At 76.2% G+C, this 14,240-nt stretch carries 10 protein-coding genes; 4 read left to right on the top strand and 6 right to left on the bottom strand.

What is annotated here, in order from left to right:
• Positions 1-28 precede the first annotated feature (28 nt).
• The 4 genes from AB0L34_RS06945 (at position 29) to AB0L34_RS06930 (ending at position 4,501) form a co-directional block, all read left to right on the top strand.
• Complete coding sequence (locus AB0L34_RS06945; RefSeq protein WP_363702562.1) at positions 29-994, top strand: glutathione S-transferase C-terminal domain-containing protein; 966 nt, start codon at positions 29-31, stop codon at positions 992-994.
• A complete protein-coding gene (locus AB0L34_RS06940) occupies positions 987-1,682 on the top strand; it encodes a DUF998 domain-containing protein (protein ID WP_363702560.1) in 696 nt (231 codons plus the stop codon). The genes AB0L34_RS06945 and AB0L34_RS06940 overlap by 8 nt, the downstream gene beginning before the upstream one ends.
• Positions 1,683-1,929: 247 nt before the next feature.
• On the top strand, positions 1,930-3,237 hold the full coding sequence (locus tag AB0L34_RS06935) for a dicarboxylate/amino acid:cation symporter (protein ID WP_363702594.1): 1,308 nt from the start codon (positions 1,930-1,932) through the stop codon (positions 3,235-3,237).
• Between the two features lie 196 nt (positions 3,238-3,433).
• Positions 3,434-4,501: an NADH:flavin oxidoreductase/NADH oxidase gene (locus tag AB0L34_RS06930; RefSeq protein ID WP_363702558.1), complete on the top strand. Its 1,068-nt coding sequence runs from the start codon at positions 3,434-3,436 to the stop codon at positions 4,499-4,501.
• Between the two features lie 40 nt (positions 4,502-4,541).
• On the opposite strand, the gene AB0L34_RS06925 is transcribed toward AB0L34_RS06930, so the two are convergent.
• The 6 genes from AB0L34_RS06925 to AB0L34_RS06900 form a co-directional block, all read right to left on the bottom strand.
• A complete protein-coding gene (locus tag AB0L34_RS06925; RefSeq protein ID WP_363702556.1) occupies positions 4,542-8,087 on the bottom strand; it encodes an ABC transporter ATP-binding protein in 3,546 nt (1,181 codons plus the stop codon).
• Between the two features lie 101 nt (positions 8,088-8,188).
• Positions 8,189-8,782 (bottom strand): TetR family transcriptional regulator, encoded by a 594-nt coding sequence (locus AB0L34_RS06920; RefSeq protein ID WP_350704944.1) that lies wholly within the window; start codon positions 8,780-8,782, stop codon positions 8,189-8,191.
• 38 nt (positions 8,783-8,820) lie between these two features.
• Positions 8,821-11,055 carry a YhgE/Pip domain-containing protein gene (locus tag AB0L34_RS06915; protein ID WP_363702554.1) on the bottom strand — a complete coding sequence of 745 codons (2,235 nt, stop codon included), beginning with the start codon at positions 11,053-11,055 and terminating at the stop codon, positions 8,821-8,823.
• A complete protein-coding gene (locus tag AB0L34_RS06910; protein ID WP_363702552.1) occupies positions 11,052-11,909 on the bottom strand; it encodes an ABC transporter ATP-binding protein in 858 nt (285 codons plus the stop codon). Before AB0L34_RS06910 ends, AB0L34_RS06915 begins: the two co-directional genes overlap by 4 nt.
• 116 nt (positions 11,910-12,025) lie before the next feature.
• Complete coding sequence (locus tag AB0L34_RS06905) at positions 12,026-12,865, bottom strand: GNAT family N-acetyltransferase (RefSeq protein WP_363702550.1); 840 nt, start codon at positions 12,863-12,865, stop codon at positions 12,026-12,028.
• Between the two features lie 55 nt (positions 12,866-12,920).
• Positions 12,921-14,147 carry an MFS transporter gene (locus tag AB0L34_RS06900; protein ID WP_363702548.1) on the bottom strand — a complete coding sequence of 409 codons (1,227 nt, stop codon included), beginning with the start codon at positions 14,145-14,147 and terminating at the stop codon, positions 12,921-12,923.
• Between the last annotated feature and the right edge of the window lie 93 nt (positions 14,148-14,240).

The following is a 14,240-nucleotide window of genomic DNA, read 5'->3' as shown; positions in this document are numbered from 1 at the left end:
CCGCGCGCCCAGCGGATAGGTTGACGGCATGGCCCGGGCCCAGTTCAGCGCAGAGACCAGCGGCAGTGGCGCGTTCGTCCGCCAGCCCAACCGGTTCACCGGTCGGGTCACCCCCCACTCGACCTCCCCCGCCGGGGGCGGCCCCGACGACCAGGACCGCTGGCCGCTGGAGCCGGGCCGCTACCGGCTGATCTGGTGCCGGGCCTGCCCCTGGGCGCACCGGGCCCGGATCGTCCGTAACCTGCTCGGCCTCCAGGACGCGATCTCGCTCGGCACGGTCGACCCGATCCGCGACGAGCGCGGCTGGCGGTTCAGCCTCGACCCGGACGGGTTCGACCCGGTGCTCGGCATCGGCTTCCTCTCCGAGGCGTACCTGGCCACGGATCCCGACTACACCGGGCGGGTCACCGTGCCGGCCCTGGTCGACACGCGCACCGGGCGGGTGGTCACCAACGACTACCCGCAGCTCACCCTCGACTTCTCCACCGAGTGGCGCAGCCTGCACAGGCCGGGCGCGCCGGACCTCTACCCGGTGGAGCTCCGCCCGGAGATGGACGCGCTGATGGCGGAGATCCACCGGGACGTCAACAACGGCGTCTACCGGTGCGGCTTCGCCACCTCCCAGGCCGCGTACGAGGAGGCGTTCACGGCGCTGTTCGCCCGGCTCGACGCGCTGTCGGAGCGGCTGGCGGGCCGGCGTTACCTGATGGGCGACGCGATCACCGAGGCCGACGTGCGGCTGTTCACCACCCTGGTCCGCTTCGACGTGGCGTACCACGGGCACTTCAAGTGCAACCGGCAGAAGCTCACCGAGATGCCGGTGCTCTGGGCGTACGCGCGGGACCTGTTCCAGACGCCGGGCTTCGGTGAGACGGTCGACTTCGACCACATCAAGCGGCACTACTACGGCACCCACGCGGCGATCAACCCGACGGGCATCGTCCCGCTCGGCCCCGACACCTCCGGCTGGACGACGCCGCACGGGCGTGGCTGAGCCGCGCCGGGCGGACCCGACAATCGCCCCGCGCCTGGCCGAGCCGCGCCGGGCGGGCCCCACGGTCTCCCCGGCCCGGGCCGCCGCCGCGTCGGCCGCCACCGGCTGCATCGTCGCGGGCGCGACCGCCGTGACCGTCGCCGTGATCGCCGGTCCCGGCCCGGGCCTGACCGGGTACGTCAGCGAGGCGGGCGTCACCGACAGCGCGTACGCCCCGGCGTACCGGATCGGGGTCTTCGCCCTCGCCGCGGCGCTGCTGCTGCTCGCGGCGGCGTTGCCGGCGGGGCTGCGGGCCGCGGCCGCGCTGCTCGCCGCCGGGAGCGTCTGCACCCTGGTCTCGGGCGCGGTGACGTGCAGCGCGGGCTGCCCGCTGCCGCCGTTCGAGCGGGCCACGGCGGCCGACCTGGTGCACGGCGGGGCGAGCATCGTCGCGACCGCGGCGGTGGTCTTCGCGATGCTGGCGATCGCCTTCCCGCCCGGGGCCGACCGGTCGCTGCGCCGGCTGGCCGCCGGGGCGGCGGCGGTGGCGCTGCCGCTGGCCGGGTTGGTGGGGCTGGCGATGCTCGCGGTGGGCCGGGGCGCCCTGGTCGGGGTGCTGGAGCGACTGCTGCTCCTGGTGGCGCTCCTCTGGGCCGCCACCACCGCCGGCACCATCGCCCTGCGCCGGCAGGGAAGGGCACCCGGTTGACGCCTTCGGCGGAGAAAAGGGTCGTTTCCCCGCACCTGCTGTAAGGAGCGTCACCGGAGTCGATCCTTCCGATCGGCCGGCCGGAGGGATAGCCTCGGCGGGCGATGACCAACGTCTGGCACCTCACCGTGCGCCTGTATGTCGACCTCCGACTGCAGGCCAGCGGCATCTGTCCGGCGCAGCCGCTCTCCTGACGCTGCCCCGTTCGACCCTCCAGACCCTGGGACACATCCTCATGGCTTCCGCCCTGCGCAAGATCCCCTTCTCCGTGCAGATCCTGCTCGGCCTCGTCCTCGGCGTGGCGCTCGGCTTCCTCGCCCGCGCCAACGACCTGAGCTGGCTCACCAGCACCCTCGACACCGTCGGCGGCCTCTTCGTCCAGCTGCTCAAGCTGGCCGTGCCGCCGCTGGTCTTCACCGCCATCGTGGTCAGCGTCGTCAGTCTGCGGGGGGTGGCCAACGCCGCCCGGCTCGCGCTGAAGACCCTGCTCTGGTTCGGCGCCACCGCGTTGGTCGCGGTGGCCGTCGGCATCGGTCTCGGCCTGCTCACCAACCCCGGCCGCGGCGTCACCCTGGACACCGCCGGCGCCGCCGCCCCGAAGAAGACGGGCTCCTGGACCGACTTCCTCACCGGCATCGTGCCGACCAACCCGGTCGGCGCCTTCGTCGAGGGCAACGTGCTCCAGATCGTCTTCCTGGCCCTCGTCGTCGGCGCCGCGGCGCTGCTGGTCGGCGAGAAGGCCGAGCCGTTCGTGGCGCTCAACCGGGCGCTGCTGGAGATCGTCCAGAAGGCGCTCTGGTGGGTCATCCGGCTCGCCCCGATCGGCACGCTCGGCCTGATCGGCAACGCCGTCGCCTCGTACGGCTGGAACCTGCTGGCCCCGCTCGCGAAGTTCACCACCGCCGTCTACGTCGGCTGCGCGATCGTGCTGTTCGTGGTCTACCCGCTGGTGCTGCTGGCCGCCGGCCGGCTCAACCCGCTGCGCTTCTTCGCCGGCGCCTGGCCCGCGATCGAGCTGGCCTTCGTCTCCCGTTCCTCGGTGGGCACGATGCCGGTGACCCAGCGCTCGGTCGAGCGGCTCGGCGTCCCCCGCGAGTACGCCTCGTTCGCGGTGCCCTTCGGCGCGACCACGAAGATGGACGGCTGCGCGGCGATCTACCCGGCCCTCGCGGCGATCTTCGTCGCCCAGGTCTTCGGGGTGGACCTCGGCGTCACCGACTACCTGCTGATCGCCTTCGTGTCGGTGGTCGGCTCGGCCGCCACCGCCGGCCTGACCGGCGCGATCGTGATGCTCACGCTGACCCTGAGCACGCTGGGCCTGCCGCTGGCCGGCGCCGGCCTGCTGCTGGCGATCGACCCGATCCTCGACATGATCCGCACCGCCACCAACGTGGCCGGTCAGGCGCTGGTGCCGACCGTCGTCGCGGCCCGCGAGGGCACGCTGGACCGGACCGCGTACGACTCGGCCGGCCGGCGCTCGCCGCTCGACCCGGCGGACGCGGACGCCGACGCCCGGTCCCGCCGGCCGGAGGACCTCAGCCCCGTCCCGGCCTGAGGACTCCTCCCGCCCGGCGACGCGGAACGCCGCTGCGGCACGATCCCGGCGGACCACGCCCGCCACGAGCCCGGCGGACCACGCCCGCCTCGACCCCGGCGGGACGTCCGGGCGACGTCCACCACCGACGGGAGCGTCGACGCCGAGGAGGACCTCCGTGGGGAGGTCCTCCTCGGCCGGTAGAGAGGATCGCGACATGAGTGTCCTGTTCACGCCGCTGGCCCTGCGCGCGGTGACCCTGCCCAACCGGATCGCCCTGGCGCCGATGTGCCAGTACACCGCCGGCCCGGACGGCCTGCCCACCGACTGGCACCTGGTGCACCTGGGCGGCCGGGCCGTCGGCGGCGCCGGCCTGGTGCTGACCGAGGCCACCGCGGTGGTGCCGGAGGGGCGGATCAGCCCCCAGGACACCGGGCTCTGGTCCGGGGCGCACGTCGACGCCTGGCGGCCGGTGACCGCGTTCGTCGCGGCGCACGGCGCCGTGCCGGCGGTGCAGCTCGCGCACGCCGGGTTCAAGGCGTCGACGTACCGGCCGTGGGCGCCGCGCCGGGGCGGGGTGCCCGACGCCGAGGGCGGATGGACGCCGGTCGGCCCCGGGTCGACGCCGTTCGTGCCCGGCTACCGGGTGCCGACCGCCCTGGACGAAGCCGGGATCGCCGGCGTGGTCGAGGCGTTCGCGGCGGCGGCCGGGCGGGCCGTCGACGCCGGGTTCGCCGCCGTGGAGATCCACGCCGCGCACGGCTACCTGCTGCACGAGTTCCTCTCGCCCCTGACCAACCAGCGGCGGGACGGCTGGGGCGGGGACCGGGCCGGCCGGATGCGGCTGACCCTGGAGGTGGCCCGCGCGGTCCGCGCGGCGGTCGGCGAGGACGTGCCGGTGCTGACCCGGATCTCCGTCACGGACTGGGAGCCCGACGGCTGGACGGTCGAGGACAGCGTGGTGCTCGCCGGCGAGCTGGCCGGTGCCGGGGTCGACCTCGTCGACTGCTCCTCGGGCGGCGCGTCCAGCACCGCCACGATCCCCGTCGGCCCGGGCTACCAGGTGCCGCTGTCCGCCCGGGTGCGCCGCGAGGCCGGCGTCGCCACCGGCGCGGTCGGCCTGATCGTCGAGCCGGAGCAGGCCGAGGAGATCGTCGCCGCCGGCGACGCCGACCTGGTCCTGCTCGGGCGGGAACTCCTGCGCGACCCGTACTGGCCGCACCGCGCCGCCGCCAAGCTCGGCGCCACCCCCGCCTGGCCCGCCCAGTACACCCGCGCCCTCTGACCCCATCCCCACCCCCGGGGCGGGGCCGGGGGAGGGCGGGTCAGCCGGCCAGGTGGGACCAGTGCGGTTCCAGGTCGCGCCAGGGGCCCTGGGCGGCGACCGTGCCGGACAGCAGGACCACGACGTGGTCGGCCCGCACCAGGGCCGCCCGCTTCGAGGTCGAACCCACCACGGTCACCCCGTGCTCGCGCAGGGCCTGCCAGAGCGCCAGCTCCGTGGTGACGTCCAGCGCCGAGGACACGTCGTCGGCGACCAGCAGCTCGGTACGCGGCGCGAGCGCCCGGGCCAGCGCGAGGCGCTGCAACTGCCCGCCGGAGAGCCGGGTGCCCTTGTGCCCGATCAGCAGCCCGAGCCCGCCCCCGGCCGCCGCCAGGTCGTGGTCGAGCTGGGCGGTCGACACCGCCGCGGCGGCGTCCACCTGGTGGCCCAGCGTGATGTTGTCGGCCACCGTGCCGGAGAGCACCCGGGGCAACTGGCCGACGTAGCCCACCTGGTTGGGGCGCAGGAACAGCTCCGGCTCGGTGACCGGCTCGCCGTTCCAGGTCAGCAGGCCGGTGTGCGGCGCGATGCCGGCGAGCGCCCGCAGCAGCGACGACTTGCCCGAGCCGACCGGCCCGACGACCAGCACCAGCTGGCCGCGTTCCACCGTCAGGTCGACGTCGCGGACGGCCACCGTCCCGTCGGTGTGCCGGACCCCGAAGCCCGTCAGCTCCAGCCGGCGCAGCGGGCGCCGGGGCGGCACGTCCGGCGCCGGCGCGGTGCCCGCGCCGAGGTCCACGTCCGGCACCGCCGCCGAGTACGCCGCCACCCCGGTCATCGCCACCGTCCGCCGCGTCCACACCCGCGCGGAGGGGATCTGCGAGATCAGCGACGCCGTCGTCCAGGCGAACCAGCGGGCCGCCGCCAGGGTGGCGACCGCGACCAGGGTGGCGCCGGCCGACAGCTCGCCGGCCAGGAACAGCGCCCACGCGCCGATCGGCAGCAGGCCGCTGACCAGCGACGGGGTCGACCGCGACCACACCTGCACCGCGATCTCGCGGCGTTGCCGGTCGCTGCGGACCACGTCGAGGTCGGCCAGGTGGGCCAGCACCGGCCGGGTGGCCCCGGCGAGTTTCACCGTACGGGCGGCCGACAGCGAGGAGACCAGGGCGGTGGCGAACGCGGCCCGCGCGGCGACGGTGGCCCGGGCGGAGCGTTCCAGCCGCGGCCCGAACAGCGTCGCGGCCAGCCCGGAGACCACCATCGTCCCGGCGAAGAACAGCCCCGGCACGACGCTGCCGGTCACGGCCGTCATCGCGGCCAGCAGCACGAGCGAGATCCCCTGGTCGCTCACGTTGTCGGCGAGCTGCACCACCCGCTCGGTGTCGCCGCCCTGGGCCACCACCTCCGCCGGGGTGTGCCCGCTGACCCGGCGCGGCCCGGTCTGCCCGTGCACCAGCCGCAGGCTGATCCGCAGCATCTGCCGGACCCACCACTGTGGGAACCGGTAGCCGGTGAACCAGTGCACCGGCAGGGTGACCAGCAGGGCGGCGACGATCCCCACCGCCGGCAGCCAGGGGTCCCCGACGCCGTCGACCAGGTCGGCCCAGAGCCAGGGCAGCACCGGCCCGTCCATCCCGAGGACCACCAGCAGCACGAACATCGCGAGCGAGGCCAGCCCGTACCGGGCGTCGTTGACGCACAGCCGCAGGACCTCCCGCAGCCCGCGCAGGCCCCGCAGCCCCCGGGGCGGCGCCGGGGCCGTCGCCTCGGGCTCCGCCGGTGTCGTCGGCGTCGGGTCGCCGTCGGGCGCGGTCGGCCGCCCGGCCGCCGGCTCCACCGGGTCGGGGCCGGTGGGCGGCCACGGGTCCGGCGGGCCGGGCAGCAGGTCCACCCCGCCGGACCGGGCCCCGGACCCCGCGTGCGCGTACGCGGTGACGTGGCTGCTGGCGAGCAGGTCGGCGAAGCGGGCCGACTCCCGCAGCGGACCCGCCTCGACCACCGCCCCGTCGGCCATCACCACCACCTCGTCGCAGCGGCGTACGGACGAGAGGCGGTGCGCGATGACGATGCCGATCCGGTCGCGCAGCAGCCGCTCGGTGGCCTGCTGCACCCGTGCCTCGGTGACCGGGTCGAGACGGGCGGTGGCCTCGTCGAGGATCACCACGTGCGGGTCGCGCACCAGGATCCGGGCGAAGGCGACCAGTTGCTCCTGCCCGGCCGAGAGCACGTGCCCACCCTCGCCGAGCCGGGTCTCCAGGCCGTCGGGCAGCTCGGCGATCCAGCCCGCCAGGCCCAGCTCGTGCAGCGCCCGGGCGGCGGCGTCGCGCAGTTCCGGCTCGAACAGCGCGACGTTCTCGGCGAGGGTGCCGGCGAGGATCTCCGTGCGCTGGGGCACCACGGCGATCCACCGGCGCAGCTGCTCGACGTCGAGGTCGCGCACGTCGCGGCCGGCCAGGAAGACCGTCCCCGGCGGCACGTCGACGGCCCGGGTGAGGATCTTCGCCAGGGTGGACTTGCCGGAGCCGGTCCGGCCGACGAGGGCGTACGAGCGGCCACGGGCGAAGGTCAGGTGGACGTCGCGCAGCGCGGGGCCGCGCCCGCCGTCCGGCTCGGCGCTCGGGTAACGGAAGGTGAGGCCGCGCACCAGCAGGTCGCCCTCGGTCGGGGCGGCCCCGCCCACGGGCTCCTGCGGGGAGTTCGCCAGCAGTTGCACCCGGCCCCACGCGCCGAGGGCGTACTGGAGCTCGGGGACCATCCGGCTGACGTGCTCGACGGTCATGCCGAACCCGATCGCGAGCAGCCAGACGGCGGTGAGCCGGGCGCCGTCGACCCGGCCGGCGACCAGCGCCCACGCGCCGCCGAGCACCACGGCGGCGATCCCCGCCAGGGTCGCGCCGGCGGCCACCGTGGTGACCCGGGCCGACATCCGCCACACGCGGACGCCCCGGTCGAGCACCTCGGCCGCCCGCCGGGCGTAGAGGCGCAGCACGTACGGCCGGGCCAGGCTGGTCCGCACGTCGTCCTGGCCGTGGACGGCCTCCTCCATCACGGCGGCGAGGTCGGACCACGCCTCCTCCTCGGCCATCCGGGCCGGGGCGATCCGCGCGGTGGGCCGGCGCAGGCCGACCGCGAGCAGGACCGTGAGCAGCAGCATCCCGACGCCGGCCGGCCACCAGACCGCGAGGGCGACGACCGTCGAGAGCAGGCCCGTCGTCAGCGCCTGCGCGATCCGTACGCCCTGGTTGCGCACCGCGGCGGCGACCTGGTAGACGTCGCCGTCGATGCGGTCGAGCAGCTCGCCGACCGGAGTGGTCTCCAGGGTCGGCAGGTCCTGCCCGAACGCCACCCGGCACAGCCGGCGGCGCACGTCGGCGGACCAGTCGGCGGTCAGCCCGGCCATCAGCAGGCTGACCACGAGGTCGGTGAGCACGGCGGCGACCAGCGCCACCGCCAGCAGCGCGAAGAACCCGGCGGCGCGGTGCACCAGGACGGGACCGGCCAGCGCGGCGGCGGCGGCCTGACCGCCGGCGCCGCACACGATCAGGCAGGCCACGACCGCCATGCGGCGGGGCGAGGTGACCCACAGGTCCCGGAGCAGACGCATCGGAGTCCCTTCGGGAAGGCGGTGGGGAGACGTTCAGCCTGCTCGGTGGGGGTGTCCGGTTCAACGCATTTACGGCCGGCCGGGGGCGGGGGGCGGCCGGGTCAGGTCCGGGCGACCCGGCGGACGATGCCGAGCAGCGCCTCCTCGACGTCCTCGATCGGCCGGTCCGGCTGGAACACCAGCCAGTCCACCGCCACCACCAGCCCGACGCCGAACAGCGCGGACGAGGCGGTCCGCACGTCCAGGTCCGCGGGCAGGTCGCCGACGGCCACCCCGGCCCGGACCGTCTCGGCGATCACCTCGATCGCCTCGCCGCGCAGCAGCCGCAGCGTCTGCTGCCACTCCCGGTTCGTCCGCCACATCTCCGAGAGCAGGAGCTGCGCGAAGGCCCGGTACCGCCGGATGTACTCCAGTTCGGCGCGCACCAGCGCGGCCAGCGCCTCGCGCGGCGGCAGCCCGGCGACGGCGGCCCGGAACTCGGCGGTGAGCAGGCCGATCCCGTGCCGGAGCAGCTCCTCGAAGAGCACCGTCTTGGACTCGAAGTTGTAGTAGACGGTGCCCTTGGCCACCCCGGCGCGGGCCGCGATGTCGTCCACGGTGGTCGCCGAGAAGCCCTGTTCGGCGATGAGCTCCACGGCCGCCTCGAAGAGGCGCTGGCGGGTGTCCTCCCGCCGCCGCGACCGTCCGTCCGTCACTGGCCCTCCCCGTCCGCGCCTCCGACCCGCCAGCATCCTCACATGGACAGCTCGGGGTGCAGCGTGGCCGGGGTCAGGCGGCGCGCCCGGCGGGCGGTGACCACGGTGAGCGCGAGCGCCGCCGCGCCGAAGCCGGCCAGCACCAGCGCCCCCGTGCCGACCGGCCCGGCCGATCCGCCGTTGACGGTGTGCCGCAGGGCCGTGACCACGTAGGTCATCGGCAGCCAGGGGTGGATCGCCTGGAAGAAGCCCGGTGAGGTCTGCACCGGATAGGTGCCGCCGGACGAGGTGAGCTGGAGCATCAGCAGGGCCAGCGCGGCGAGCCGGCCGGCGGGCCCGAGCAGCGCCCCGAGCCACTGCACGATCGCGGTGAAGGCGAGCGCGGCCAGCGCGAGCAGGCCGAGGGTGGCCGCCGGGCGCGCCGGGTCGAGGTCGAGCGCGAGGGTCACCACCGCGAAGAGCACCCCGGCCTGGGCCAGCCCGATCGCCGCGGCGGGCAGCCAGCCCGCCAGCGCCACCCGCCAGGCGGGCGCGCCGGACATCACGTGCCGCCGGTTGACCGGCCGCAGCAGCATGTACGTGATCATCGCGCCGACCCAGAGGGCCAGCCCGAGGAAGTACGGGGCGAAGCCCACGCCGTACGCGCCGGCGGCGTTGCGGGCGGTGCGGTCCAGCGAGACCGGGTCGCCGAGGACGGCGGCGCGGGCCTCCGCGTCGGCGTACCCGGGGATCTTCTCCTCCCCCTCGGCGAGGCCGTCGGCCAGGTCGCCGGCGCCGCCGCCCAGCCGGGTCAGGCCGGCCGCGAGGTCGCCCGCGCCGCTCTCCAGCCGGGTGAGGCCGTCGGCGAGCCGCTCGCCGCCGGTGCTGAGCCGGTGCAGGCCGCCGTCGAGTTCCCGGGCGCCGGTGGCCAGCCGGAACAGCCCGCCGCGCAGCTCGCCGGCACCGGTGGCCGCCGTGCCGAGGCCGTCGCGCAGCTTGGCGCTGCCCTCGGCGAGGGCGCCCAGCCCGGTGGCCAGCTCGTTGACCTTGGCCTGGGCGGCGGCGACGTCGTCGGCCAGGTGGGGCGCCCCGGCGGCGATCTCCCGGGCGGTGGCGGCGACCCTGGTCATCCGGTTCTCCAGGGTGGTCAGGTCGGCGGCGTCCAGCGTGCCGGCCACCGCGCGGGCCGCCTCGACGGTGGCCTTCGCGGCCGTACGGGCGGCCACCACGCTGGGATCGTCGGCGAGTTCGGGGTGCGCGGCGACCAGCGCGTCGAGCCGGTCGCGGACCCGCTCGGCCTGGCTGACCGCCTCCTGTGCCCGCCGGGGCAGGGCGTCCAGCCCGTCGGCGAGCGCCTGCGCCCCCTCGGCGATCGCCGTGGCCGACTCCTCGATCCGCTTCGCGTTGTCCCTCAGCACCGGCTCGATCCGGCCGGCCGCGCCGTTGACCTTGTCCGCCACCGCGCGGGTCTGCGTCGCGGCGCGGGCGGTGCCGTCGGCGAGCTGCACCGCCCCGGTACGCAGTTCGCCGAGCCCGGCGGCGAGTTCGTCGGCGCCCTTCGCGGTCTTGTCGAGCCCCGCCGAGAGGCTGCCCGCCCCGGTCGCGGACGCGTCCAGCCCGTCCGCGATCTGGCCCGCGCCGTCCTGCGACGTGCCCAGCCCGTCGGCTACCTTGCCCGCGCCGGTGGTGGAGGAGTCGAGCCCGTCGGCGAGCGTCGCGGCTCCGTCGGCCGCCCGACCGGTCTCGGCCTTGGCGTCGGTGAAGCCCACGAGCATCTTCTCGAAGTAGTTCCCGGCGGCGCTCTGCGCGGCGGCGGCCCGGATCTCGCTGAACGCCGTGCGGGCCAGCAGCCCGGAGAGGTAGTTGGTGGCGTCGTCGTTGACCACCCGCAGCTCCCCCCGCCGGGCGGGCCGGTCGGGCTCCGGGCTGTCCGCCAGGCTGGCGGAGAAGTCCTCCGGGATCGCGAAGACCAGGTGGTAGCGGCCGCTGCGCAGGCCGGCGGCGGCGTCCCCGGCGTCGGTGACGTGCCAGCCGAAGACCCGCCGGTCGAGCAGCTCGTCGGCGAGGTCCTGCCCCGCGTGTACGACCGTGCCGTCACTCGCGGTGGCGGGGCGGTCGGCGTTGACCAGCGCCACCGGGATGCGGTCCAGCTTGGCGTACGGGTCCCAGAAGGCGTAGAGGTAGAGCGCCCCGTAGAGCAGCGGGACGACGGTGAGCACGGCGAGCGCGGCGCGGGGCAGCCGGCCCCGGGTCAGCCGGCGCAGCTCGAACCGGGCGAGTCGGAAGACGCTCATCGGGCCACCTCCACGGTCTCGGTCGGATCGGTCTCGTCGCCCGGACCGGCGGCGGCGGGCGGCCGGGCCGCCTCGGACGACCCGGCCGCCTCGGACGACCCGGCTGCCTCCTCGGACGGTCCGGCCGCCTCCTCGGTCGGCCGGGCGCTGGCCTCGGGCGCTCCGGCCGCCGCCTCGTCGGGGGGTGACGGCGCGGCCGGCGGGTCACCGAGGCGGTGCACGATCGCGGGGCTGTCCGCCTCGACCGCGCGGGCGCTGGCGACCACCGCGTAGCCCTGGTCGGCCAGGCGGGCGAGCGTCGCCCAGAGCCGGGCGCGTTCCGGGGCGTCGCAACCGGCGTCCACGTCGTCGGCGACGATCAGCCGGGGCCCGCCCAGGGTGGCCAGGACCAGGCCGAGCACCTGCCGTTCCAGCGGGGTGAGGTCGCGCCCCCGGGTGTCCGGGTCGAAGGGCGCCTCCCCGGTGAACCCGGCCCCGGCGATCGCGGCAGCGAAGGCGTCCCGCCGGTACGCCCGGCGGGCCCGCAGCGCGGCGACCGGCACCAGCCGCCGCCGGCGGCGGGGCACCGGCCCGAGCAGCAGCAGCCGCTCCCGGACATGCTCGGCGACGGTCAGCGCGGGGTCGGGCTCGTGCACGCCGGCGACCTGCCCCAGCGCGGCGGGGCCGTGCCGGGTCAGCCGTCCCTCGCTGGTCGGGAAGCGGCCCGCCAGGGCGAGCAGCAGCGAGGTGCGTCCGCTGCCGGGCGGGCCGGTCACCGCGTGCAGTTCGCCCGCGGCGGCGGTCAGGTCGACGCCCCGGAACACCCACCCCCGCCGGGTACGCAGTCCCAGCCCGCGCGCTTCGACGACCACCATCCGACCCGGCCCACCTTCTTGAACTGACTGGTCAGTGCAAAAACATGCCCAGCCTAGCCCCGACCGTCCGGTTCGGCACTTCTCGCCGGGGTGATCCGGGCCATGCCCGGGAGCGTTCAGAACAGCACGGTGGCGAGCGTGCCGACCGGGCGGAAGCCGCAGCGCTCGTAGACCCGGCGCGCCGGCAGGTTGAAGTCGTTGACATAGAGGCTCACGGTCGGGGCGACCCGCAGCAGCGCGTCGCGCACCACGGCCGCCATCGCCGCCGTCGCGATGCCCCTGCCCCGCCACTCGGGGGCCACCCAGACCCCCTGCACCTGGGCGGTCCGGCGGGTCACCACCGCCAGCTCGGCCTTGAACACCACCTGACCGTCGACGAACCGCGCGTACGCCCGCCCGGCCCGGACCAGCTCGGTGACCCGCCGCCGGTAGCCGCGCCCGCCGTCGTCGGCGAGCGGCGAGACGCCCACCTCCTCGGTGTACATGGCCACCGCCGCCGGGAAGAGCCGGTCGACCTCCCCGCCGCGCACCAGCCGCACCTCCGGGTCCGCCCGCAGCGCCGGCAGCGCGTCGGTGGCCAGCAGCGGCTGGTTGGGGCGTACGTCCCGGGCCGGCCCCCAGACGCCGGAGAGCCGGTCCCAGAGGCCGAGCACGGCGTCGGCCCGGCCCACGATCGAGGAGCAGAGCCGCTCCTCGCCGGCGAGCAGGTCGGCGTAGGCGGCGACGGCCGGCTCGGTGGCGAGGACGGGGGTGAGGTTGCCGCCCAACCAGCAGACGGACTCCAGGTGGCGGCGGGTGCCGTAGCCCAGCACCCGGCCCTCGGCGCGCCACCAGGCCAGGCCGCGCGCGGCCACCCGCTCCGCGACCTGCGCGCCCGCGAACGGGTCGAGGTCGAGCAGCCGCTCGACAGCGCGGCGCTCCGACTCCCCGAGTTGCCGTACCGGCACCGTCAGCACGGATACCAGCCTGCCAGATCCGCCCCCCGCCGCGCCGGTCGAGTGGCGAGAGGGACTACGGCACCGGGACCGGTCGCGGCGCGGGCGCGGCGCCCCGGTTGCGGGCGGCCCAGCCGACCACTCCGGGCACCAGGGCACCGAGCAGCAGGAACAGCCCACCGAGCAACAACCAGCCGGGCACGCCCCACCCGACGGCCAACGTGGTCACCACCACCGGCGCGATCATCCGGCCCAGCTCGAAACCCATGCTGTACGCCCCCTGGTACTGCCCGTGGGCGTGCTCGGGCGCGAGCCCGAAGGAGATCCCCCAGCCGGCGGCGGAGTGCCACAGCTCCCCGACGACGTGCGCGAGCGCGCCGGCGACCAGCAGCGCGACGGCGGCGACCGTCGGCAGACCGCCGCTGGCGGCGAAGAGGACGCAGGCGGCGGCGATGGCGAGCCCGGCGCGCCGCGACGCCCGGGCCGCCCCGGCGAGGCTCTCGGTGCCCCGTGCGGCGCGGACCTGGAAGAGCACCACCACCAGGGTGTTGACCAGCATCAGCCCGGAGATCACCCAGGCCGGCGCCCGGGTGTGCCCGACGATCCACAGCGGCAGGGCGATGTTGAGCAGCCCGAAGTGCATCGACATCAGGCCGTCGAGCACGGTGAACGCCAGGAACGGGCGGTCCCGCAGCGCGACCAGCCGGGGGCCCTGCGCGGGGGCGGGCGCGGGAGGGATGGCCGGCAGCCGGGTGAAGACGGCGGCGGCGAGCAGGTACGTCGTCGCGGCGGTGAGGATCAGCGCCACGTACGCCGCCCGGGTGTCGGCGGCGAGCGCGAAGCCGGCGAGCACGGCGCCCACCGAGATCCCGACGTTGGTGGTGGCGCGCAGGTAGGCGCGGGTGCGGACCCGCTGGTCGGCGGGGACGGAACCGGCGATGAGCGCGCCCCGGGCGCCCCGGTCGGCGGCGTCGGCCAGGGCGGTGGCCGCACCGACGGCCAGGAACGCGGCGAACGACTGGACGGTCACCAGGGCGGCGGTCAGCGCGCCCCCGGCGACCAGCGCGGCGACCTGGGTGCCCCGGGGCCCGAGCCGGTCGGCCAGGTAGCCGGTCGGCGCGCTGGCCAGCAGGCCGACCAGGGCCGAGACGGTCAGCCCCACGCCGACCTCGGTGGCGGTGAGGCCGACCGAGCGGGTGAGGAAGAGCGCGCTCGCCACCAGCCAGAGGCCGCGCCCGACGGTCCGCACGAGGGTGCCGAGGGTGAGGGTCCGGGCCGGGCCCGGTTCAGGAAGCAGCCGCACGCCCACACTCTAGCAAGACGTACGTACGGTTTGATAAGCGGGCGCCGGCGTACCCCGTGAAAAAGCGCACCGGCCCCGACCGCCGGGTGGCGG

The organism is Micromonospora sp. NPDC052213 (genome assembly GCF_040679695.1).
Lineage (GTDB): Bacteria > Actinomycetota > Actinomycetes > Mycobacteriales > Micromonosporaceae > Micromonospora.
Note: the sequence above shows the minus strand (reverse complement) of the source record. Positions and strands in the feature narration are given on the sequence as shown.